Source organism: Streptomyces sp. NPDC051051, assembly GCF_040682975.1.
Taxonomy (GTDB): Bacteria; Actinomycetota; Actinomycetes; order Streptomycetales; family Streptomycetaceae; genus Streptomyces.
The window spans coordinates 88742-112109 of record NZ_JBFBCB010000008.1 but is presented as its reverse complement, the minus strand read 5'-3'; the positions used below and the strand labels follow the sequence as shown (position 1 = coordinate 112109).

Annotated in this window: 17 protein-coding genes; 13 read left to right on the top strand and 4 right to left on the bottom strand. The window is 76.0% G+C overall.

The window, feature by feature from the left end; translation table 11 throughout:
• Positions 1 to 6 precede the first annotated feature (6 nt).
• The 3 genes from AB0N31_RS08955 to AB0N31_RS08945 all read left to right on the top strand — a co-directional run bounded on the left by AB0N31_RS08955 (position 7) and on the right by AB0N31_RS08945 (position 4116).
• Positions 7 to 1287 carry an MAB_1171c family putative transporter gene (locus AB0N31_RS08955; RefSeq protein WP_366057708.1) on the top strand — a complete coding sequence of 427 codons (1281 nt, stop codon included), beginning with the start codon at positions 7 to 9 and terminating at the stop codon, positions 1285 to 1287.
• Positions 1284 to 2459 carry an MAB_1171c family putative transporter gene (locus AB0N31_RS08950; protein ID WP_366057707.1) on the top strand — a complete coding sequence of 392 codons (1176 nt, stop codon included), beginning with the start codon at positions 1284 to 1286 and terminating at the stop codon, positions 2457 to 2459. Before AB0N31_RS08955 ends, AB0N31_RS08950 begins: the two co-directional genes overlap by 4 nt.
• Positions 2460 to 2703: 244 nt before the next feature.
• Positions 2704 to 4116: an FAD-dependent monooxygenase gene (locus AB0N31_RS08945; protein WP_366057706.1), complete on the top strand. Its 1413-nt coding sequence runs from the start codon at positions 2704 to 2706 to the stop codon at positions 4114 to 4116.
• Positions 4117 to 4161: 45 nt separating this feature from the next.
• Here AB0N31_RS08945 and AB0N31_RS08940 read toward each other — a convergent pair whose 3' ends face one another.
• The gene (locus AB0N31_RS08940; protein WP_366057704.1) at positions 4162 to 5010 is read right to left on the bottom strand and encodes an SMP-30/gluconolactonase/LRE family protein; all 849 of its coding nucleotides are present in this window, start codon (positions 5008 to 5010) and stop codon (positions 4162 to 4164) included.
• The gene (locus AB0N31_RS08935; RefSeq protein WP_366057703.1) at positions 5007 to 5780 is read right to left on the bottom strand and encodes an IclR family transcriptional regulator; all 774 of its coding nucleotides are present in this window, start codon (positions 5778 to 5780) and stop codon (positions 5007 to 5009) included. The genes AB0N31_RS08940 and AB0N31_RS08935 overlap by 4 nt, the downstream gene beginning before the upstream one ends.
• Positions 5781 to 5989: 209 nt before the next feature.
• Between AB0N31_RS08935 and AB0N31_RS08930 the strand changes: the two genes are divergently transcribed.
• Positions 5990 to 6583 carry a hypothetical protein gene (locus AB0N31_RS08930; protein WP_366057702.1) on the top strand — a complete coding sequence of 198 codons (594 nt, stop codon included), beginning with the start codon at positions 5990 to 5992 and terminating at the stop codon, positions 6581 to 6583.
• Here the strand turns inward: AB0N31_RS08930 and AB0N31_RS08925 are convergent.
• Positions 6543 to 7472 (bottom strand): hypothetical protein, encoded by a 930-nt coding sequence (locus AB0N31_RS08925; protein WP_366057701.1) that lies wholly within the window; start codon positions 7470 to 7472, stop codon positions 6543 to 6545. The two genes, AB0N31_RS08930 and AB0N31_RS08925, sit on opposite strands and share 41 nt — an antisense overlap.
• Before the next feature lie 304 nt (positions 7473 to 7776).
• Between AB0N31_RS08925 and AB0N31_RS08920 the strand changes: the two genes are divergently transcribed.
• The 8 genes from AB0N31_RS08920 to AB0N31_RS08885 all read left to right on the top strand — a co-directional run bounded on the left by AB0N31_RS08920 (position 7777) and on the right by AB0N31_RS08885 (position 19711).
• Positions 7777 to 8853, top strand: coding sequence for a MerR family transcriptional regulator (locus AB0N31_RS08920; protein ID WP_366057699.1), 1077 nt, complete (start codon positions 7777 to 7779; stop codon positions 8851 to 8853).
• 165 nt (positions 8854 to 9018) lie between these two features.
• Positions 9019 to 10470: an acyl-CoA synthetase gene (locus AB0N31_RS08915; RefSeq protein WP_366057698.1), complete on the top strand. Its 1452-nt coding sequence runs from the start codon at positions 9019 to 9021 to the stop codon at positions 10468 to 10470.
• Positions 10467 to 11837, top strand: coding sequence for a carboxyl transferase domain-containing protein (locus tag AB0N31_RS08910; RefSeq protein WP_366057697.1), 1371 nt, complete (start codon positions 10467 to 10469; stop codon positions 11835 to 11837). Before AB0N31_RS08915 ends, AB0N31_RS08910 begins: the two co-directional genes overlap by 4 nt.
• A 155-nt stretch (positions 11838 to 11992) precedes the next feature.
• The gene (locus AB0N31_RS08905) at positions 11993 to 12370 is read left to right on the top strand and encodes a CU044_2847 family protein (protein WP_366057696.1); all 378 of its coding nucleotides are present in this window, start codon (positions 11993 to 11995) and stop codon (positions 12368 to 12370) included.
• Positions 12367 to 14064 carry a trypsin-like peptidase domain-containing protein gene (locus AB0N31_RS08900; protein ID WP_366057695.1) on the top strand — a complete coding sequence of 566 codons (1698 nt, stop codon included), beginning with the start codon at positions 12367 to 12369 and terminating at the stop codon, positions 14062 to 14064. The genes AB0N31_RS08905 and AB0N31_RS08900 overlap by 4 nt, the downstream gene beginning before the upstream one ends.
• A 43-nt stretch (positions 14065 to 14107) precedes the next feature.
• Complete coding sequence (locus tag AB0N31_RS08895; protein WP_366057694.1) at positions 14108 to 15184, top strand: MoxR family ATPase; 1077 nt, start codon at positions 14108 to 14110, stop codon at positions 15182 to 15184.
• Positions 15174 to 18479, top strand: coding sequence for an SAV_2336 N-terminal domain-related protein (locus tag AB0N31_RS08890; protein WP_366057693.1), 3306 nt, complete (start codon positions 15174 to 15176; stop codon positions 18477 to 18479). Before AB0N31_RS08895 ends, AB0N31_RS08890 begins: the two co-directional genes overlap by 11 nt.
• A gap of 191 nt (positions 18480 to 18670) precedes the next feature.
• The gene (locus AB0N31_RS08885) at positions 18671 to 19711 is read left to right on the top strand and encodes a rod shape-determining protein (protein WP_366057692.1); all 1041 of its coding nucleotides are present in this window, start codon (positions 18671 to 18673) and stop codon (positions 19709 to 19711) included.
• 169 nt (positions 19712 to 19880) lie between these two features.
• On the opposite strand, the gene AB0N31_RS08880 is transcribed toward AB0N31_RS08885, so the two are convergent.
• Positions 19881 to 21035 carry a glutathione-independent formaldehyde dehydrogenase gene (locus AB0N31_RS08880; protein ID WP_366057786.1) on the bottom strand — a complete coding sequence of 385 codons (1155 nt, stop codon included), beginning with the start codon at positions 21033 to 21035 and terminating at the stop codon, positions 19881 to 19883.
• A 467-nt stretch (positions 21036 to 21502) separates the two neighbouring features.
• Between AB0N31_RS08880 and AB0N31_RS08875 the strand changes: the two genes are divergently transcribed.
• A complete protein-coding gene (locus AB0N31_RS08875; protein WP_366057691.1) occupies positions 21503 to 23224 on the top strand; it encodes a serine/threonine-protein kinase in 1722 nt (573 codons plus the stop codon).
• The last annotated feature ends 144 nt before the right edge of the window (positions 23225 to 23368 follow it).

Below are 23368 nucleotides of genomic sequence, written 5' to 3'. Positions count from 1 at the left end.
CCGCGGATGAACGGCCTGCCCCACTACGTCAGCGCCGCCGTCCTCTGGCTCGGCCTGCTGGTACGGGCCCCCGACCTGCTGCGCCACCGGCACGACCCCTACCTGCGCTCCATCTGCGCGGTGCTCGGCCTGGCCGGACTCTGCTTCCTCCTCGGGGCCCCGCCCACGGTCGGCGCCGTCAACCGGCTCGGCGCGACCCCCAACCTGGCCGCGCCGCTGACGTACGCCGCGATCACCGGGTACAGCGCCGCCTCCCAGGTGCTGATCGTGCATTGGCGGGGCGGACCGCGGGTGCGCCGGACGGCCCGGCGCTGGATCCTGGCGTACACGCTGGTCGTCCTCGGCATCGTCACGATGTTCGTCCTGGGCGACGCGCCCGTGGAGCGGCGCGTCGACCTGGACACCTACTACGCGAACACGCCCTTCCTCCGCGAGATGATCGTGCTCTACCTGCTCGGGCATCTCGCCGCCGTCGGCGTCACCACCGTGTCCGCCCTGCGCTGGGCCCGCGACGTACGGGGCTGGCTGCGGGCGGGCCTCGTGACGCTGGGCTTCGGCTCGCTGTGCGGGGTCGTGTACAGCCTGGCCCGGCTCACCGCCGTGGCCGCCCGCTGGACCGGCCACGACTGGTCCGCCCTGGTCACCGACGCCTCCCCGGCCGCGGCCGGACTCGGCGCGGTCATGACGGTCGTCGGCGTCCTCGTCCCGCTCGCCGGGCCCCGGCTGACGGAATGGCGGCGGACCCGGCGCACCTACGCCCGCCTCGAACCCCTGGAACACGAACTGGACGGCGTCCTCACCCGCCACGCCCTGCGGCTGCCCCGGCCGTGCTGGGCCCGGCCGGCCACCCGGCTGGTGTGGCGCCGCACCAGCATCCACAACGCGCTGACCCACCTGGACGCCTACGTCGACCGCGAGCTGTACGACGCGACGCTGCGGGCCGCCCTGCGCCGTACCGGCGACGCCGAGCGGGCCGCCGCGACGGCCTGGGCGACCGTCATCGCGGCGGCCGTGCGGCAGGAGGCACACGCCGGGCCGGACGGCGGCGACCGTGGTGCCGGGGAGTCCGCCTGGTTCCTGGAGCGGGCGCCGGACCCGGCCGCGCTGGTGCGCATCGCCGACGCGCTCGCCGGCGAACCGCTAGTCCGTGGCGCCGTACCGGAGGCCGTGGCCGACCGTGTGCCGGGGGCCGTGCCCGAGTTCGCGCCGGAAGCCGTGACGGGGGCGGTGGCGGGGGCCGTGGCGAACGCCGGGCCGGTGGCCGCCGAACGGAGGCCGACCGCGTGAGTCTCGTCGTCTACCTGGCCGGCGCCGTCCTCCTGCTCTCCGCCGCCGTACTGTTCCGCCGGCCCCGCTCGGCCGCGCCCAACCCCCTCACGGCCTCCACCTGCGTCGCGATCACCCTGGGCGCGCTCGTCTTCGTCTGCTCCGCGCCGGTCACCCTGGCCGCCGTCAACGACCTCACCGGCATCCCCAACTTCGGCGCCCCGCTGACGTACGGCATGCTCTCGGCGTACAGCTGCTCGCTGCTGATCCTGCTCGCCCACTGGCGGGGCGGGCCGCCCGAGCGGGTACGGCGGCAGGTGCTGCGGGGCATCGCCGTGTACGGGCCGCTGATCGTGGCCGTGATCGTGCTGTTCGCGCTGGCCGACGCGCCCGTCGAGCGGCTCACCGACCTCGACACCTACTACGCGAACACGCCGTACATGCGCGAGATGATCGTGCTCTACCTGCTCGGGCACACCGCCGCCATCGTCGCGATGGCCGTGGTGTGCGTGAAGTGGGCCCGGGAGGTCACCGGCCTGCTGCGCACCGGGCTGCTGCTGATCCTCGTCGGCGCGCTGCTGGACCTGCTCGGCTTCCAGCTGACCAAGTACACGGCCGTCGTCGCCCGTTGGACCGGCCACGACCTCGACTTCCTGTCCACCAGCGTCGCCCCGCCGATGGCCGCCCTCGGCGCCCTGCTCTGCTCCGCCGGCTACGTCCTGCCCCGGCTGCTGCCGGCGGCCGTCGCCCACGGACGCGGGCTGCGGGACCACCGGCGGCTGCGGCCGCTGTGGGCGCGCGTGGGGTTCGTGTCGGTGGCCCCCAAGCCGCCCGTGTCCTGGTGGCGGCTGCCCGAGGAGCGGCTGCACTGGCGGGAGGTCGCCATCCACGACGCGCTCCTCGCCCTCGCCCCCTACTTCGACGACCGGGTCCGGGCACGGGCCCTCGCCGCCGCCCTCGGCGAGGGCCGCGGCGCGCACGAGGCGCGGATCGCCTCGGAGGCGGCCATGCTCGCCGAGGCCGCCCGACGGGCCGCCGCGCGCGAGGCGCCGTGCGGGACACCGAGCACCCACCGGCTGCACGCCACCGAGGTCTCCGGCGCCGCCGGGCTGGTGGAGCTGGCGCGGGAACTGGCCCGAACTCCGGTGCCGGACACGGCGGGTGAAGGTACGGTGAAAGCCTTCCATGGCTGATTGTCGGGTGCGGCGGCGAGCCCTCACGGCCGAACGGCCTGGTGGGCGGGTCCCCTCGCGGCGCACGGGCCGTGCGGCCGGTCCCGCGGTGGCCGAATGCCCGCCTTCATGAGGCCTGTCCCACCCGAGAAACCCGCCGTGCCTGCCGTGCCCGTTGTGCCCGCCGTGTCCGTCGTGCCCGCCACGTCGGCCCCGTCCGCCCCGCCTGCCCTGTGTGCCTTCATGGCCGAGTACGAGGAGCCCCATGTCCAGTAGAGCTGTCGTCATCGGTGCCGGTCTGGCCGGCATGCTGGCCGCGGCGGCCCTGTCCACCGTCGTGGACGAGGTGACCGTGCTGGAACGGGACGACCTGCCCGACGAACCCGAACACCGCAAGGGCCTGCCGCAGGGCCGGCACGCCCACCTCCTCATGGCCGGCGGACTCGCCGCCATGGAGGACCTCGTGCCGGGCGTCGACATGCGCAAGCACCTGCTCGCCGCCGGGGCCCGCGAGATATCCCTCAGCTCCGGCATGATCGCCCTCACGCCCGAAGGCTGGTTCCGGCGCTGGCGCCACGAGGGGCCCCGGATGATGACCTGCAGCCGGGCGCTGCTCGACTGGGCGGTCCGGGACGCCGTACTGGCCCACACCGGGGCCCGGATCCGCAAGGGCCAGGTGCTCGATCTGACCGGTGACGCGCGGCGCGTCACCGGCGTGCGGGTCTCCACCCCCGAGGGGGACGAGGTGATCGACGCCGACTTCGTGGTCGAGGCGAGCGGGCGCGGTTCGCGGGTCGTCAACTGGCTGTGGGAGCTGGGGATCTCCGGCATCCGGGAGAAGACGGTCGACGCGGGCCTCGTCAACGCCACGCGGATCTACCGCACCCCCGAAGGGGCCGGGCGGTTCCCGCTCACCATCATCCAGGCCAACCCCTATCAGGGGCTGCCCGGACGCAGCGGCATGGTGCTGCCCATCGAGGGCGACCGGTGGATGGTCAGCCTCGCCGGGACGCGGGGCGGCGGCGAACCGCCGTCCGACCCCGACGGATTCCTCCGGTACACGCTCGATCTGCCGCACCCCCTGGTGGGACGGCTGATCTCGGGCGCCGAGCCGCTCACCGACATCCACGTCAGCCGCAGCACCAGCAACCACCGGCGCTACCTGGAGAAGGCGCGGGAGTGGCCCGAGCGGTTCGTCGTCCTCGGCGACGCGCTGGCCACCTTCAACCCCGCCTACGGGCAGGGCATGTCCGTGGCCGCGCTCGGCGCGCGGGTGCTGAGCCGGGAGCTGCGGCAGGACGGCGGGACCAACACGCCGGGGCTCGCGCGGCGGGTGCAGCGGGGGGCCGCGTCATCGGTCGAGGCGGCCTGGACGATGGCCGTGAGCCAGGACGTCTGGTTCCCCGGAACGCGGGGCGGGGCCCCCACCGTCGCGGACCGGCTGGTCACCCGGTTCACCCGGCGGGTGATGCGGACGGCCACGGGGTCGTACGACGCGGCGGCGGCGCTGTGGGACGTCACGAGCCTGACGGCGGGGCCGGAACGGCTGCTGCGCCCGTCGGCGCTGCTGGCGACCCTGAGCGGTCCGGCGCTGCGGGCGGCGGCGGGTCCGCCGCTGACCGACGCGGAGCGGGGGATCCTGCGGGAGCTGGAGGCCGCCGGTACCGCGGCGGGGTGACCCCGGGCGGCCCGGCGGGGGCGGGCCCGGCCCCGCCGCGCGCCCTCAGCCGTCGAACGCCGGCTGGGGCAGGCCCTCGCCCGCGTCGGGGACGACCAGGAGCGAACCCGCCAGGGGATGGGGCGACGTCAGGCCCACGCGGGCCGTCGTGACGTACAGGTCGGTCAGGCCGGGCCCGCCGAACGCGCAGGCCGTCACGCGGGGGGCCGGGAAGCGGATCTCCCGGTCCAGCGCGCCCGCCGGGGTGTACCGGCGCACCGCTCCGCCGTCCCACAGGGCCACCCACACGCATCCGTCCGCGTCGACCGTCAGCCCGTCGGGGAAGCCGGCGCCCTCCTCGACCGTGACGAAGGGGCGACGGTTCGTCACCCGGCCGTCGGCGTGGTCGAGGACGTCGACGCGCCGGGTCGGGGAGTCGATGTAGTACATCAGCGTGCCGCAGGGGCTCCAGCCCGTCCCGTTGCTCACCGCGACGTCGTCGAGGACCACGCGGACCGAGCCGTCCCCGGTGACGCGGGACAGGGACCCCCCGCCCGGCGCCTCGTCGTAGCGCATCGTGCCGGCCCAGAGCGAGCCGTCCGGCGCGACGGCCGCGTCGTTGGCGCGGCGGCCGGGGACCGGCTCGTGGTGGAGCCAGCGGAAGCCGCCGTCCTCGTCCAGGAGGCCCACGCCGTCCCGGAGGTTGAGGACCAGACCGCCGCCCGCGCGGGGCTTGGCCGCGCCCACGTGCTGGTCGGTGACGCGCACCGTGCGGCGGCCCGTCGACGGGTCGTAGGTGTGCAGGCGCGAGCCGAGGATGTCCAGCCAGAGGAGGCGGCCGCCGGCCGGGTCCCAGGTGGGGCCCTCGCCGAGGGCGGCCTCCGCGCGGACGGCGACGTCGAAGGTGTCGGTCATGCCGCGCTCCGGTAGCCCAGCTGCTCGGACAGTTCGGCCGCGCCCTTGGCGGCGAGCTGCTCCAGCTCGATGCGGCGCTCGTCGCTCCAGCGGATCATGGGGACGGAGATCGACAGCGCGGCCACGACCCGGCCGGTGCGGTCGCGCACCGGGGCCGCCACACAGCTGACGTCCGGGTTCGACTCGCGGCTCTCGACCGCGATGCCCCGCTCCCGGATCTCCGCCAAGGCCTCCCGCAGGGCGCCCGGTTCGGTGATGCTGTTGGGCGTCATGGCGACCAGGTCGGCGTCGTCGGGGATCCGTGCGGTCAGCTCGGCGTCGGGGAGGGAGGCGAGCAGCATCTTGCCGACGGAGGTGCAGTGCGCGGGCAGGCGCCGGCCCGCCGCCGACACCATGCGCACGGCGTGGGTGGAGTCGACCTTGGCGATGTAGATGACGTCCGTGCCCTCCAGGATCGCCACGTGGACCGTCTCGTCGCAGGTCTCGGCGACGGTGCGGGCCACCTGCTGGCCCTCGGCGGCCAGGTCGAGCTGCTCGGCGTACCGGCTGCCGAGCTGGTACGGCCGCACGCCGAGGCGGTAGCGTCCGGGCTGTCCGGGGACGGTGACGATGTACGACCGGGCGGCGAGCGTGGTGACCAGCTCGTGCACGGTGGTGCGCGGCAGTTGGAGCCGGCGCACGATGTCGGGGGCGGAGAGCGTGCCGTCCCCGTCGAGGAAGAGCTCGAGGATGTCGAGAGCCCGGGTAACGGCAGGTACCAGTCGTCCCACGGCCGGCCCCCTCCCTTGGTTCGTCTCAGGCCTGTGTTCGAAATTTCAACAGACGATCGGCATGACGAACACAGGCTAGTCACACAACGCGGCACCGGGCAATGGCCGGGGACGGGATACCGAACACCGTCGACCTGCCACCCGGCGCGGGAGGGTGCGTCGCCCGGCGCGCGGGCGGCCCTGCGGCCCGGTGGGCGACGATGGATCGCATGCCGTCCGACACGCCCCCCGCGGGCCGCCCCTTCACGCCCGTCGACTTCCAGCTGGTGCTGCTGCGCCGCATGGCCGACCACAACCCCGGGCTGGTGGAGGACGCCCGCCGTGAGCTGGGCGCCTCCCCGGCCGACATGCGGGATGCCAACAAGCGTTGGCAGGCGATGGTGCGTTCGCCGCGCGGCAGGGGCGCCGCCTCCCGGTACCGCTCCGTCCTCGGCACCCCCGCGTCGCGGTCGGCGCGCCGGATCGGCGACCTGGACTGCGAGGCGTGGCGGTGGCCGCTGCCCCTGTGGCCCGCCCTCCGCTTCGAGGTGCTCCTCGCCCCCGGCGGCGCGGTCTGGAACGAGTGGCTCGTCCGCGCGCCCGGCGCGCCCGCCCCCGTCCTGCGCACCCTCGACGACCTCACCCCCTGGTCCTGCACGGTCGACGAGGCCGCCCGTGCCTTCGCCCCCGCGCGCCCCCTGGAGGGATCGGCCCCCACCCGCCGGGGCCTGGCCTTCACGGCACCGGACGGGGAAGGGGTGCGGCGGGAGGTGGTCGCCGAGTTCACCTGGGGGCTGTTGCAGCGGACGGCGGTGCGGGGGTAGCCCCGGAAGGGCCCCGGCCGGTGGCGGCCGCCTCGAGGATCACCTCCACCACCCGCGGCACCGACTCCGGGTGCAGGAACAGGAAGAGGTTCGGTTCCACCAGTTCCAGCTCCATCACCCGCGGCCGGCCGTCGTCACCGTCCACCAGGTCGACCCGCGCGTACAGCAGCTCCGGTGCGCCCGGTACGGCGGCCAGCGCCCGCTCGGCCACGTCGAGTTCGGCCGCCGTCGGGGTCCAGGGCTCCAGCCCCGGATGAGCGACCTTGGCCGCGTCGAACGCGGTCCCGGGAGCGAGCACGGCGCGCTTGCGGCTGGCGTGCAGCAGAGAGCCCCCGAAGAACTGCAGGGCCCGCTCCCCCGCCGTGTCGATGCTCCGCGCATACGGCTGGACCATCGCCGTCAGCCCCTCCTCGTGCATGCGCGCGAGCTGGCGCACGGCGGTGTCGTGCTGGTCGGGGGTGTAGCGGGCGGCGTAACGGGCGCCGGCGCCCGAGGTGGGCTTGACGACGTACTCGTGGTCGCCGGGGAGGTCGGCCGGGTCGCCGGGGGCGAGGTAGCGGGTGGGGACGACGGGTATTCCCGCCGCCGCGAGTTCGCCGAGGTAGCGCTTGTCGGTGTTCCAGCGCACGACGGGGGCCGGGTTGGCCAGCCGGGTCGCCCCGGCGCAGCGCTCCGCCCACGCCGTGAACTCGGCCGCGCGCCAGCTGTAGTCCCAGGTGGAGCGGATCAGGGCGAGGTCGTAGGAGGCCCAGTCGGCGCCGGCGTCGTCCCAGCACACGGCGTGCGCCTCGGCCCCCGCCTCCGCCAGGGCCCGCACCAGGACCGGCAGGTCACGGTCCTTGCTGGGGTCGGGCCGGGGGTCGTAGGTGACGAGGGCGACTCGGGGCACGGCGGGACTCCGTTCTCCTGGCGGGCACGGACCCGCAGGCTAGGGCCTTTCGTTTGGATCATGCCGGACTCGCGGGGTCTGGCACCATGCCTCGCCGCGTTGTCGTCGGTTGCCATGGCGCCGCCATGGCGCCCTCCTCCGCCTTGCGATGCACGGCACCAGACCCCGCTCCCTGATCCGGCCTGATCCAAACGAAAGACCCCGACCGCCGCCCCCGCAACCGCCGCAACCCGCTTGACCCTCCCCTTCGGTGAAGCCCCAGCATCGGTGGCGGAACGGACACGGGAACAGGAACGGGGTGCGCATGCACATGCTGACGATCGGGGCCTTCGCGAAGGCCTCCCGGCTGTCGCCGAAGGCACTGCGGCTCTACGACGAGCTGGAACTGCTGCGCCCCGCGCGGGTCGACCCCGCCACCGGTTACCGCTATTACACGGCCGGCCAGCTGGAGCGGGCGCGGCTGGTGGCGTGGCTGCGGCGGATCGGGATGCCGCTCGCGCGGATCCGCGAGGTGTGCGCGCTCGACCCGGCGGCCGCCGCCGGGGAGATCCGCGCCTACTGGGCCCGGGTCGAGGCGGAGACGGCCGTACGGCGTGACCTCGCGGCGTTCCTCGTGGACCAGTTGTCGCATGCGTCACGGACACCACAGACATCGAGGAAGGACACCACCATGCTGGAACTTCGTCACTCGGCCGGCTCGGACCGGGGCCTGATCCGCCCGGAGAACCAGGACACGGCGTACGCGGGCGGCCGGCTGCTCGCGGTCGCGGACGGCTTCGGACCGGCGGGCGCCCCCGCCAGCGGGGCGGCCGTGGCGGCCCTGCGGTTCCTGGACACCGAGGAGGTGCCGGCGGGAGACGTCCTCGACGTCCTGGAGGACGCCGTGCGCGGCGCGAACGACGCGGTGCGGGACGCGGCGGACGGCGCGGACGACGCCGGTACGACCCTGACGGCCCTGGTGCGGACGGGCTCCCGCCTCGCCCTGGTCCACATCGGGGACTCCCGCGCCTACCTCCTGCGCGACGGCGCCCTCTTCCTCGTCACCCACGACCACACGGTCGTCCAGTCGATGATCGACGAGGGCCGGCTGACCGCCGAGGAGGCCACCACCCACCCGCGGCGCGCCCTCCTGCTGAAGGCCCTGACCGGCGCCGCGCCCCCGCGCGCGGAACTGCGCCTGCACGACGCCCACCCCGGCGACCGCTACCTCCTGTGCTCCGACGGCCTGTCGACGGTGGTCCCCGAGGCCCGGATCCGCGCCCTGCTCACCCGGATCCCCTCACCCGCCGACACGGTCCGCGCCCTGCTCGCCGAGGCGAACGGCGCGGGCGGCCCGGACAACGTCAGCTGTGTCGTGGCCGACGTGGTGGAGGCGGCCTGACCCGGACTCCGGCCCGCGCTCCGGACGCGTTCCGATCCACGCGGGGACCCGCCGGTGCCGCTCGCCGGGCGGCGGACGTGACCGGCGTCGCCCTCCGGGAGCGACTGACCGCGCCGGTCATGAGGTAGGAACGTCGGTGTCGTCCCCTGCCCGAGGAGTGTTCCGGTGTCCTCTCTCTTCCCGGCCCTGACCGGCCCGCCGTCCGACCGTGTGGCCCTGCGGTTCGGCGACCGGTCCCTGACGTACGCGGAACTCGCCGGTGCGGCGGGCGCCCTGGCGGCCTGGCTGCCGGGCGACGGGGCGCGGGTCGCCGTGTGGGCGACGCCCTCGGCGGAGACGGCGGTGGCCGTCGTGGCGGCGCTGGAGGCCGGGGTGCCGGTGGTGCCGCTCAACCCGAAGTCCGGGGAGAAGGAACTCGGGCACATCCTGGCCGACAGCGCGCCCGCGCTCCTCCTGGCCGGCCCCGGAGACGATCTGCCTTCCGTGACAAAGGACTTGCCGCGTCTGGACGTGGACGTGCGGACCACCGGCGGACGGCTCCCCGACCACGTGCCGGTGGGCGGCGAGGACCCCGCGCTCGTCGTCTACACCTCCGGCACCACCGGCCCGCCCAAGGGCGCGGTCATTCCCCGGCGGGCGGTCGCGGCGACGCTGGACGCGCTCGCCGACGCCTGGCGGTGGACCGGCGAGGACGTGCTGGTGCACGGGCTGCCGCTGTTCCACGTGCACGGGCTGGTGCTGGGCGTCCTGGGGCCGCTGCGGCGCGGGGGCTCGGTGCGGCACCTGGGCCGGTTCTCCCCCGAGGGGGTGGCCCGGGAGCTGAACGGCGGCGCCACCATGCTGTTCGGGGTGCCGACCATGTACCACCGGCTCGCCGAGGCCCTCCCCGGCGACCCCGGCCTCGCCGCGGCGCTCGGCCGGGCCCGGCTGCTCGTCTCCGGCTCCGCCGCGCTGCCGGTGCACGACCACGAACGCATCACGGCCGCGACCGGGCAGCGGGTCGTCGAGCGGTACGGCATGACGGAGACGCTGATGAACACCTCCGTGCGCGCCGACGGCGAGCCCCGCGCGGGCACGGTCGGGGTGCCGCTGCCGGGCGTGGAACTGCGGCTGGTGGAGGAGGACGGGACGCCCCTCACGTCGTACGACGGGGAGAGCGTCGGGGAGATCGAGGTGCGCGGGCCGAACCTGTTCACCGGCTACCTGAACCGGCCGGACGCCACGGCCGGGGCGTTCACCTCCGACGGCTGGTTCCGGACCGGGGACATGGCGGTGCGGGACGCCGACGGGTACGTCCGGATCGTGGGGCGCAAGGCCACCGACCTGATCAAGAGCGGCGGTTACAAGATCGGCGCCGGCGAGATCGAGAACGCGCTGCTGGAGCATCCGGGCGTGCGGGAGGCCGCCGTCACCGGGGAGCCGGACGCCGACCTCGGGGAGCGGATCGTGGCGTGGATCGTGCCCGCCGACCGGCACTCGCCGCCTGCCGAGGAGGAGTTGGCCGGCCATGTGGCGCGGCGGCTCGCCCCGCACAAGCGGCCCCGCACGGTGCGGTACCTCGACGTGCTGCCCCGCAACGACATGGGGAAGATCATGAAGCGGGCGCTGCCGTCATGAGCGGCCCGCTGCGGCTCTCCGCGCGCGAGATCCTCGCCCTCGTCCTCGACGTCCCCGGCCCCCCCGGCTCCTCCGGCTCCTCCGGCTCCTTCGACGAACTCCCCCGCCCGGCGCGCGAGTCCGCCCCCGACGGCCCGCTGGCCTGGCCCGGCTACGACGCCTCGCGGGCCCGTGCCGCCGAGCGGACCGGGGAGGCGGAGTCCGTGGTCTGCGGCGTCGGCCGCGTCGAGGGCACCCGGGCCGTGCTGATCGCCTTCGAGTTCGGTTTCCTGGGCGGCTCGCTGGGCGAACGCACCGGCGACCGGCTGGAGGCGGCGTACCGCCACGCCCGTGACCACCGGCTGCCGGTCGTCGCGCTGGTCGCCACCGGTGGCTCACGGATGCAGGAGGGCATGGTCGCCCTCACCCAACTCCAGCGTGTGGCACGGCAGTCGGCGCTGACCCGGCAGGCCGGGCTGGCGCAGATCGCCGTGCTGCGCGATCCGACGACCGGTGGCGGCTGGGCCACCCTGGGCGCGGGCGCCGACGTGGTGCTCGCCCTGCCGGGCGCCCAGGTCGGCTTCGCCGGGTCGCGGGTGCGGCCGCCGGACGCCGATCCCGCCGCGTACACCGCCGAGGCGCAGGTAGCGGCGGGTTCCGCGGACGCCGTCGTGGAGCCGGGGGCGCTGCGGGAGACGCTGGGGCGGTGGCTGCGGCTGCTGACCCGCCCGTCGCAGGAGCCCGCACCGGTCCCCCGCGCCCTGGGTGCACAGGACCTTCCGGCCACCGGCTGGGACGCCGTGCTGCGCGCCCGGTCGCCCCGGCGCCCGCGTGCCGACGCCTACCTGGACGCCTACTTCACGGTGCGCGCCGCGATCGGCGGCGACCGCTGCGGCGGCACCGATCCGGACGGCATGCGGTGCGGCTTCGGCGAGCACCGGGGCCGTACCGTCGCCTACGCCGCCCAGACCGGAACCGCGACCCGGCCCGCCGGCTACCGCACCGCCACCCGGCTGATCCGGCTCGCGGGCCGGCTCGGCATCCCGGTGCTGACCCTGGTGGACACGCCGGGCGCGGCCAACGACGCCGAGGCGGAGCGGCAGGGCGCGGGCGCGGCGATCGCCGAGCTGTTCGGCGCGGTGGCCACCGCGCGGACGCCCGTCACCACGCTGGTGATCGGCGAGGGCGGGTCCGGGGGCGCGCTGGCACTGGCCGCGCCCGGCCGCACCTGGGCCACCCCGGACAGCTACTTCTCGGTCATCGCGCCGGAGGCGGCCGCCGCGATCCTGAAGCGGCCGCCCGGCGAGGTCGAGGCGACGGCCGGCCGACTCCGCATCCGTCCGCAGGACTTGGCGGAGCTGGGGGTGGTCCGCACGGATCTGCCGTGAGGGTGCCGGCGTTCCGGGGAGGGGACGGGAGGGCGTCGTGGCGGATTTCCGTCGGCGGCGGCGGGCGGCGGGAGCGGGAACAGGACAACCTCCCGTACCGTCCGTGACAATGGCGGCGCACGGAGCCGCGGTTCGAGAAGTACGACGGGGGCGTCATGGCAGCAGTGGTGGAGTTCACGACGGACGACGGCGCCGTGGTCGCCGTCGAGGCCGTGGAGGAACAGCGGCCCGGTTCCCGGCTGGTGGCCCGCGGCGACGGCACCGTGCGGGCGGCCCGCACCTTCGAGGGCGCCCTGGAGGGCGTGCGCTCGGCCGCGGAGTCCGCGCTGCGGGTCTTCCGCGACGGCGCGCTGCGGCCCGACGGCGTGGAGATCGAGTTCGGGGTGAAGCTGGCGGCCGAGACGGGCGCGATCATCGCCAAGGGCACGACGGAGGGGCACCTGGTCGTCAGGCTGACCTGGTCCCCGTCGGCGGACCGGCCGCGGGAGGCCGTACCGGCGGCCGCACGGCCGGAGTCCTCCCCCCTGTCATGAGGAGCGCCGAGTGGCAGGCCCGGGTCGAGTGCGCCGGACAGGTCGTCGGAGCGGGCTTCCTGGTCACCCCGCGCACGGTCCTGACCTGCGCCCACGTCGTCCACGAGGGGCCGGCCGGGGCGCTGGCGGTGACCTTCACGGAGCGGCCAGGCTCCGCGCCCGTCGCGGCCCGGGTCGTGGCCGAGGGCGGCTGGGGCGGCGGCGGCACCGACCTCGGCGACCTCGCCGTGCTGGAGCTGGCCCACGAGGTGGACATCGCCCCGGCGGCGCTCGCGCCCGTGGACAGCGCGTACGGCCGGCAGCCGCGCAAGCTCGTCGTGTACGGCTTCCCGCTCGGCTTCGACGAGGGCACGCTGGCCGAGTACCGGGTCACCGCACCGCAGTTGCTCAACCGGGAGTGGATGCAGCTGGAGGCCTGGCAGCCGGACGGGCAGCCGCTCGAACCGGGGTTCAGCGGTGCCGCGGTCACCCTCGTCGACACCGGTGAGGTGGTGGGCATGGTCACGGCGGCGGCCGGGGCGCAGGGTGTGCGCAACGGGCGGATGATGCCCACCGAGGTGATGGCCCGCTACTGGCCCGGTCTCGCCGGGCTCGTCCCCACCTCCGACCACCGCACCGCCGACCGCGCCCGGCTGCGGGAACTGGTCGAGCGGGCCGTCCGCGCTGGCCTGGACTGCGACCCCGTACGGCTCTACCGGGCCGCCGCCGGACCGCTGGACCCCGAGCCGCCGCGCGAGGGCTTCGACTCGCTGCGTTCGGCCGCGCTGTTCGTGCTGTGCGAGATCGACGGCGAGGACGCGGCCGGCACCGTCGCCCGTTTCACCGGGCACGTGGAGGCGCTGTTCCGGGCCCCCGCGGAGGCGCCCGCCGCGCCGCGGTGGTCGCCCATCCTGGTCGACCTGCGGCACAGCGGCGCGGGCGACGGCCAGGTCCGCGTCGAGGTGTCGGCGTACAGCGGGGGCCGCCGGCACCCGGTCGGGTCCGACACCGTCCCGCAGTCCCGGCTGCCCGCCTACGTCCAGGACCGGATCGAGGCGGCGTTCGGGTACCTGACGCCGGGCTGCGACGAGTTGATCGCGTTCGCGCTGCCCCGCGACTGGATCGACCTGCCCGTGGACCGCTGGGCGAGCGCGCCCGACGACGACACCCCGCTCGGCTGCGTGCACCCCGTCGTGGTCACCGACCAGGCGCGGCGGCGGGCGGGCACCCGGCACCAGCTGACCCGCGCCTGGAACCGGCTCGACTCCGCGCCCGGCGCCCGACTGCACCGGGTGGAGTGCGGCACGCCCGAGGAGCCGCGCCGGCTGCGGGTACGGCTGCGGCAGTCCGAAGCCTGTCTCGCCGGGTTCGCCACCGCGCCGGCCGCGCCCCGCACCCGAGCCCACTTCGACACCACGCTCACCGCGCCCGCCCCGCTGGTCGTGTGGTCCCGGGAGGGCTGCGACAGCGACCCCGAGGAGCCCTGCGCGGGCGGCGTCGACTGCACGGGCAAGACCTTCCTGGACCAGCTCGACGACTGCGTGTCCGGCGTCCCGCCCGCAGAACTGCCGCGCCGGATCCTTCAGTTGCGGGAGGAGGCCGACGCCGAGGACGAGCACTGGGCGCGTGACATCCAGTTGCTGTGGGACGACCCGCGCGTCTTCACCGACCCGCACGGCGAGACGGGGGCGCACGTCCGATCGCCCGTGGCCTGACCCGCCCGCCCCACGCCGAGTCCACCGCACGGAGAGATCCCGCATGCCCCACTGGTCCGTCTACACCGGCAACAGCGAGCCGCACGACGGCATCGACGACCTGCCCGCCCCGCCGCCCTGGCGGGCGTTCGACGGCGAACCCGTCCTGCCTCCGCCGCGGGACACCGACGACGAGGCGGCCGTCTCCCCCGACCGCGCGCACCGGGCCCGCACCTACGTGGCCGCCCCCGAGACCGTCCAGCTCGTCAACGCCGCGCTGGTGCTGCGCCGGCCGCTGCTGGTCACCGGACCGCCCGGCACCGGCAAGTCCTCGCTGGCCTACGCGGTGGCGCGGGAACTGCGGCTCGGTCCGGTCCTGCGCTGGAACATCACCAGCCGCTCCGCCCTGTCCGACGGCCTCTACCAGTACGACCCGCTGTCCCGGCTGTACGCGGCGCGGCGGGCGGCGTGGCGGGCGGGGGACGGGACGGCCGGGGCGAAGGCGTCCGGTACCGGCCGGCCGGACGACGGCCCGCCCGCGGGCACCGACGTCGAGGAGCACCTGCGCCTCGGCCCGCTCGGCACGGCCCTGCTCCCCTACGGCCGCCCCCGCGTGCTCCTCGTCGACGAGATCGACAAGAGCGACCTGGACCTGCCCAACGACCTGCTGAACGTGCTGGAGGAGGGGCAGTACGAGATCCCCGAACTGATGCGCGCCGCACGCCGCTCCGGCCCCGGCACCACCGCCGAGGTCCTCGCCGACGGCACGGACGCGCCGGTCGCGGTCACCCGTGGCCGGGTGCGCTGCCGGGCCTTCCCGTTCGTGGTGCTGACGAGCAACGGCGAGCGCGAGTTCCCGCCCGCCTTCCTGCGCCGCTGTGTCCGGCTGCGGCTGCGGCGCCCGGACCACGAGCAGCTCACCGAGATCGTCCGCGCCCACCTCGACACCCCGGCGGGCGAGGCGGAACACCTCATCAACCGCTTCCTGGCCCGCGCCGCCGACGGCGAACTCGCCACCGACCAGCTGCTGAACGCCCTCTACCTCACGGGCGTCGCCGGTCTGGACGCGGACTCCCGCGACGCCCTCGCGGACGAGCTGATGCCGTATCTGAGCGCGACGGCGGACGGCGATGGCTTCTGAGGACCCGCCGACGGCGTCCGGCGGGACACCGCGGGAGCGCGGGGACACGGCCGTCGGCAGGCTCGCCGCGCTCCTGACGGCGGCCACCGGGACCCCGCCGACCCCGCGCGAGCTGGCGGAACTGCTGTGGCTGGCCGCACGGTCCGAGGGCGGCCCGCCGGCCGGGGAGCGGCCCGAGGGGCGCGTGCCGCCCGCTCCCGCGCCGCCGCGCCGGGACGAGACCACCGCGCCCGCCCCGCCCCCGCCCCCGGCCGCACCGCCGCCCCCGCCACGTCCCCCCGCCGGGGCCTCCCGCGTCCCCCTGCACCTGCCGGACCCGGCCCCGCCGCCCCCCGGTGAGCAGGACGGCGGCGCTCCCCTGCTCGCCCCCGCGCCGGCGATGCTCCCCCGCCCCCTCGCCCTCCAACGCGCCCTGCGCCCGCTGAAACGCACGGTGCCGGCGGCCCGCGCCCGGATCCTGGACGAGCGGGCGACGGCCGACCGCATCGCCCGGCTCGGCGCGCACCCGGACGTCTGGCTCCCCGTGCTGCGCCCGGCGCGCGAGCGCTGGCTGCGCCTCGCCCTCGTGCACGACACCGGTCCGACCATGCCGGTCTGGCGCCCTCTCGTGCGGGAACTGCACACCGTGCTGGCCCAGTCGGGCGTCTTCCGCACCGTCACGCTCCACCCCGCCGGTCCCGACGGCCGGGCCCGGCACGTGCCCGACCCGGCGGACGGGCGGACGCTCACCCTGGTCGTCAGCGACTGCATGGGCCCGCAGTGGCGGCCCGGCCCGGCGGGCACCCGCTGGTACGCCACGCTGCGGCACTGGGCGTCCCGGATGCCGCTGGCCGTCGTACAGCCGCTGCCGGAGCGGCTGTGGCCGACCACGGCCCTCCCGGCCGAGCCGGGGGTGCTGTCCGCCCCCGGCGCGGCGGCCCCGGCCACCGCCCTGGCCTTCACCCCGTACGACCCCGAGGCCGGCCGCCCGCACCCCGCCGCCGTCCCGCTGCCCGTCCTGGAACCGGGCGCCCCCTGGCTCGCCCACTGGGCGGCGCTGGTGGCCGGCCCGGGCGGCGCGCGCACCCCGGGCGCGGCGGCCTGGCTGACCCCGGCGCCGCCCGAGCGGGACCAGGCGGCCGACCCGGCGGGCCTGCCCGCGCAGGACCTGGTCCTGCGGTTCCGCGCCACCGCCTCCCCGGAGGCCTTCCGCCTCGCCGGCCACCTGGCCCTGGCCGACCCGTCCGTGCCGGTGATGCGCCTGGTGCAGCGCGCGGTGGAGCGCGACCCGCGCCCGCAGCACCTCGCCGAGGTGATCCTCAGCGGCATGCTCACGGCGGTGCCGGGCCCGCCCGGCTCGTACGCCTTCCGGCCCGGCGTCGGCGAACTGCTCGTACGGACCCTCCCCCGCACCGCGCGCGGCCGCACCCGCGACCTCCTGGAACGGATGGGCCGCCTCATCGACGACCGGGCGGGCCGCACGGCGGGCGAGTTCCGCGCGCGGACCGGCACCGGGGACGCGGGGGCGGCGTTCGCGACGGTCACCGAGGAGACCGTACGGCGACTGGGCGCGGGCACCGGTGACGCCGTACGGCCGGAGCCCGCCGGTTCCGGACCGGACGGCGACCGGGACGCCACGGCCCGCCCCACCCTGCTGTTCGAGACCGGCACCGACCTCGGCACCCGCCCCGAGGCGCGGATCAGCCTCGAGTACGCCGTGCACCAGGTCCTGTCCCGCGGCGGTCTGGCCCCGCAGCAGTACGAGGTGCTGGTGCGGCCCGACGGGTACCGCGTCCGCGTCGACCCCGGCGTCTTCCTGCTGCCGGTGCTGGCGGCGGCCCTGCGCTGGCTGCCGGGGCCCCTGACCGACCGGGCGGCGGCGCCGCGGCTGCGGGTGACCTTCCAGGACGGGCGGCCGACCGCGCCCCCGCCCCCGCCGCCACAGGGGGCCGCCCCGGTGCTGGTGCTCGTCCCGCCCGCCCTCTACGAGGCGTTCGCCGACAGCTCCGCCGCCGCCGGACCGCACCGCTTCCGCCCGCTGTACGGGGACGCCCCCGACGCCCCGCCGCTCGCCTGGTACTGCCCGCTGCCCGCGCCGCGCGCCGAGGAGGAGCGGGACCTGGTGCGCGGCCCCCTCATCGCCAGGGGCCCCGACCAGCCGAGCACACCCGTGCCGGGCCGGTCCGCCGTCGTGCACCTGTCGTCCGGACGCCCGCCCGCCCTCCTCGACCCGGCCGACCCGCACGCCGGGCGCCTGCCGCGGCCGTTGACGTACTACGAGGTCGACCTCACGCCGCGGCAGGCCACCCGTACGGTGACGCTGCCCAGTTCCGGCAAGGGCGACTTCGTGGGGACCGCCGAGCTGACCTGGCGGGTGGAGGACCCGGTCGCCTTCGTGCGGGCGGAGACCACGGGGGTCGCGGACCGGCTCCTCGCCCATCTGCTCCAGGCCGCGCCGCGCGTCACCCGTCACCACTCGCCGCGCCGGGCGGCCGGGGCGCAGCGCGCGCTCGGCACACAGCTGGGCGGGTGGCCGGTGCCGGGGCTCGCGGTGCACTGCACGGTGCGGCTGGCCCCGGAGTGGGCGCCGCCGCCCGCGCCACCGCGGCCGGCCCCGGCCGGCGCGTCCTCACCGACCGGCCTCCTCGCGGGCGCCGACGCCGTGCTGCTCGGCTTCGACGGTCCGGTGGCCCGGCTGTTCACGGCGACGACGGCGCGTCGGGCCGCGCTGGACCTGCTGGCGGTCGCCGCCGAGCGCGGCCCGGGAAACGCGTCGGCGGGCCTTCCGCCGTCCGCCCCGGCGGCACGGGACGCGCCGGCGCATCCGCTGGACGTGCTGCGCGTGTACGCCCGCGACCCGCTCGGGCCCCTGCTGCGGGCCCGCCTGGACGAACTGGAACTGGCGGCGGTCCCGCACGCGCCGACCACCCACCACTGCGTCGCCCTGGTGCGCGCGCTGCACGAGTCGGGCCGGCGGGTGGCCGTGGTGACGGACGTGTGCGAGGAGGCCGTACGCCGCTACGTGGAGCCGTACCGGCTGCCGCTGGACGGCGTCCACGGGCGCGGTCCGCATCCGGCGCCGCTGATGCCGGACCCCGAGTGTCTGCTGGGGGCGCTGCGGTCCCTGGACGTCGGGGCGGCGGCCGGCGTGCTGATCGGGGCCACGGTGGCGGAGCTGACCGCCGCCCAGCGGGCGGGCCTGCGGTTCGTCGGCCTCGCGCGCAGTCCCACCGTGGAGCAGGAGCTGCGGGCCGCCGGGTGCCGGATGACCGTCCGGTCACTGACGGAGGTGCTGGAGGCGGCGCGCGCCCGGTAGGCCCCGGGCCCGGGGCGGCGGTCGAAACGGTGACGGACGGCGCGCCCCCCGTTCGGCGGCTCCCCGCCCGGCCCCCTCCAGCGGGCGCCCGGCCTCCCGCACCCGCACGATGCGAAGGAGGGTCACCACCCGGCGGCCCGCTCACGAAGGCCCGGCGGCCGCCACGGCCTGTGCTCTCGGGAGGACCTTCCATGACCACCAGCCTGGAGCAGCTGCGCCGCTGCCACTTCGCCGTCGACCTCGGCGCGGCGCGGACGCGGGTGTACGTCAAGGGGGCCGGCCTCGTCGTCGACCAGCCGTCCGTCGCCGCCATGAACACCCGCACCGGCGCGCTGATCGCGGTCGGCGAGTTCGCCGAGAAGATGACCGGCCGCACCCCGCACCACATCCGCGTCATCCGCCCGGTCTCCGGCGGCACGGTCGTCGACATCGAGATGGCACAGCGCATGCTGCGGCACCTGATCGGCGACAAGATCCGCCGCCAGCTGCGCCGCAAGCCGTTCCTGCGGGCCGCCGCCTGCACCCCGCACGACGCCGACCCGCTGGCCCGGCGCGCGGCCGTCGAGACGCTCGTCGGGCTCGGCGCCCGGCGCGTCGAACTCGTCGACACCCTCATCGCCGCCGCCGTCGGCTGCGGGCTGCCCGTGGAGCGGCCCGAAGCCACCATGATCATGGTGTGCGGGGCGGCCGCCACCCAGGTCGCCGTCCTCTCCCTCGGCTCGATCGTGACCGCCGAACGCATCCCCGTCGGCGGCGAGGCCGTGGACCACGCGATCGTCCAGCACCTGCGCCACGAACACGAGTTGATGCTCCCGAGCCAGTCCGTACGGCCGCTCCAGCTGGCCCTGTCCGGCAACGGCCTCACCCCGGAGGGCCCGGCCTCCACGGAGATCCACGGCCGGGACGTGGCCACTGGCCTGGCCCGGTCCGTGCAGGTCGACACCGCGGCCGTGCGGGACGCCATCGAGACTCCGCTGACCGCCGTCCTGGACGGCATCGGACGGGTGCTGCGGGACTGCCCTCCGGACCTGGTGGCCGACCTGGGCGACCGCGGGATCATGATGGTCGGCGGCTCCGCCCTGCTGCCCGGCTTCGACCAGATGCTCCGTGAGGCCACCGGCATGCCGGTGCACATCGCCGAACGGCCCGACATCTGCGCCGCCCAGGGTCTGGGCGCGATGCTGGAGGGCAGGATCGCGCCCCTCACGCTGCGGCCCATCGCGACGGCCTGACGGGGCGTCAGGCACGTACGGGGTGTGTCACGGGCCTTCCGGGGCGGGTCCGCGACCGACGCACGGCCCCCGGCGCGACCCCGTTCCCGGTCGGCCGGCAGCCGTGCGTCAGCCATACGGTGCGCCGCACGGCCCCACTCCGCGAGCGCGTGTGGCGTCCTGCCCGGTCCTACGCCGCGAGCGCGTGACCGGGGTGCAGGACGACCTTGGTGTAGCCCTCGATCCGCTGGTCGAACTTCTCGTACGCCATCGGCGCCTCCTCCAGCGACATCTCGTGGGAGACCACGAAGCTGGGCTCCGCACGCCCCGCGATGATCATGTCGCGCAGCTGGCGGTTGTACCGCTTGACGTTGCACTGGCCGGTGCCCATCTGCTGGCCCTTCTCGAACATCCTGCCGATGGAGACCAGCAGCTGGCCGTGCTTGGCGTGCTCGTCGGGTCCGCCCGGGTCGGACGGCACGTACAGGCCCGGTATGCCGAGCATGCCGGTCGGCCGGACCGTCTCGACGAGGGTGTTGAGGACGACGGCGGGTTCCTCGTGGCTCGCGTCGTCGTGCGCCTGGGCCTGGTAGCCGACGGCGTCGACGCCCTTGTCGGTGCCCTCGCCGCCGGTCTGCTCCTTGATCTGCTCGGCCGGATCGCCCTGGGTGAAGTCGATCGGGACGACTCCGATCTCCTCGGCCTTGGCGAGCCGCTCGGGCACCCGGTCCACGCAGAACACCTTCGCCGCGCCGCGCAGCATCGCGGAGTACGCGGCCATCAGCCCGACCGGGCCGGCACCGAAGACGGCCACGCTCTCGCCGGGGGTCACCTGGGCGAGTTCGCACCCGTGGTAGCCGGTCGGGAAGATGTCGGCGAGCAGCACGAAGTCGGTCTCGAACTCGTCGCCCGGCGGCAGCTTCAGACAGTTGAAGTCGGCGTAGGGCACCCGCAGCCGCTCGGCCTGCCCGCCGATGAACGGCCCCATGGCCACGTAGCCGTAGGCGCCGCCGGCGAAGCCGGGATTGACCGTGAGACAGAAGCCGGTCTTCCCGGCGAGGCAGTTCTTGCAGAATCCGCAGGCGACGTTGAACGGCATGACGACCCGGTCGCCCTCGGACAGGGAGGTCACGCCCGAGCCGACCTCCTCGACGATGCCGAGGTTCTCGTGCCCGAACACGATGCCCGCCGGGGCCGCGGTCCGGCCCTCGTACATGTGCAGGTCGGAGCCGCAGATGGCGGACGACGTGACGCGCACCAGCACGTCGTTCGGGTGTTGGATCTGTGGATCGTCGACATCCCTGATGGTGACACTGAAAGGCTTCTCGTAGACGACGGCTTTCACCTGGCTCACCTCCGCGTCGAACGCCGGGTGACGACGGACCGCCCCGACCGAGGTCCTCGCCGGCACGCGGCGACGGCCCCTCGGTCCGTTTCGCAGCCTCGAGCGCTCTGGCTCCCACTGGTACTTCCAGGGAACGCCCGTCCCGCACGCGCTGCAACCCCCACCGGAACACCGCGCGGGGAGGTGCACGCGGTGCCAGATGGCGCCGTGCGGGTGACACGCGGTGCCGCCGGGGGTGCGGGCGGCCGCCCGGTCCGCACCGGCCCGTCCGCGCACGACACCGGCGCCCCGTCCGCCCTGGCCGGCGTCGGCCCGAGCCGCCGCACCGTCCGGCGCGACCGCCCCGCCGACGACAAGCGGCTGCGAACCGTGCCCGACGGGGCGAACGCCGCCCGATGCTGCACTAGCCTCTTCACACTCCACGAAGGCGAACTGACTTACGTCGAACACCGTTTAGGGGAACACCCGTGTCAGATCAGCGGCCGTCGCCATCGGACCCGGCGACGAGCGAGGCCGCCGCGCTGCGGCAGGCAGGCGCCTCCCCCCTGCGTCCGGACGACCCCGAACAGGTCGGCCCCTACGTGCCGTCGGCCCGGCTGGGCAGCGGCGGCATGGGACGCGTCTACCTGGCGCGCCCCGTCGACGACAGCCCCGGCCTGGTCGCCCTGAAGGTGATCCGGCCGGAGTACGCGGAGGACCCCCGGTTCCGGCGTCGGTTCGAACGGGAGGCGGCCGTGCACGCCAGGCTGCGCACCCCGCACGCGCCGAAGCTGTGCGGCACCGGTTTCCGGGACGAACTGCTGTGGATGGCCACCGAGTACCTCCCCGGACCGGACCTCGCGCAGGCCGTACGGGAGGACGGCGCGCTCGCCACCACCACGGTCTGGCAGGTGGCGGAGCACCTCGCGCGGGCCCTGTGCGAACTCGCCGCCGCGGACATCGTCCACCGCGACCTCAAGCCGTCCAACGTCCTGCTCACCCTCCGCGGCGCGCACGTCATCGACTTCGGGATCTCCAGGGCGGCGGAGGCGAGTTCGATCACCGGCACGGGCAACCGGGTCGGCACGCCCGCCTACATGTCGCCGGAGCACCTCAGGACGGGCCGCTCCGACACGGCGTCGGACGTGTTCTCGCTGGCGGGGACGCTGGTCTTCGCGGCGTCCGGACGGGCCCCGTTCGGCGACGGCACCGGCGTCGACGTCATGCACCGGGTGGCCTTCGAGGAGCCCGACCGGGAACTGCTCGGCGAGATCTCGTCGGCGGACCCGGCACTCGGCTCGCTGCTGTCGGCCTGCCTGGCCAAGGAGCCCGGCCGGCGCCCCACCCCGGCGGAACTCCTGCGGACGGCCGCGCGGCACGCCGGTCCGCCCGGCTGGCCCGACCCGCTGGGCGGCAGGGTCCTGGCCCGGCAGCGGGCGTACGAGGTGCTGTTCCGCCTCCCGGTCGACCGCAGGGCCCGCTTAGGCCGCCCGACCCCGGCGCCGCCCCCGCCGCCCGCGGAACCGGCGCCCTCTCCCGCGGCGACGCCTGCGCCCGGCGTCCCTCGCGGCGACCGGCGCCGCAAGCCGCTGCTGGCCGGCGCCGCCGGCGTCGTCCTCTGTCTGACCGCCGCGGGCCTCTACGCCCTGACCGGCCGGGACGGCCCCGCCACGGCCGACTCCCCCGGACCGGCCGCGACCGCCCCCGCCGGGCCCGGTGCGGGTGGCGGCGGCACCGCCTCCCCCCTCTCGCGCGACGCCCTCAGCGGCACGTCCACCCGGGGCGGCAGCGCGGCCCGCCCCGACGGCTCCACCGACGAGAGCTCCGGCCCCTTCGCCACCGCCTCCCCGTCCTCCTCCGACGGCCGTACGCCCGCTCCCGCCGCCCCACCGGCCGGCCCCGGCGCCTCCACCGACCCCGCCCCGGTCCCGAGCAGCCCCGCCGCGGACCCCGTGACCGCGCCCTGGAACACCGACTGCACCCACTACCTCGGCAGCGGCCGCACCCGCCGGGGCGACACCGGCAAACGCGTCCTGCAGGTGCAGTGCATGCTGACGGAGCGCGGCTACGGCCTCGTCGGCGGCGACGCCGACGGCGACTTCGGTTCCGGCACGGAAACCGCCGTACGCGATTTCCAGAACGACCGGGGACTGACCGCCGACGGCATCGTCGACCACGACACCTGGACGGCCCTGCGCGCCGGGAACTGACGGTCCGACGCCCACTCAGGACGCAACGGGCCAGGGCCGGTTGCGTCCACCCGATCTCCCTTCTCACCCCCGTGACCTGCGGCGAGAGTAGTTCCTGCCACCGGGCGCACCACCCGCTGCGAACCCCCACAGCTGCACCTGCAG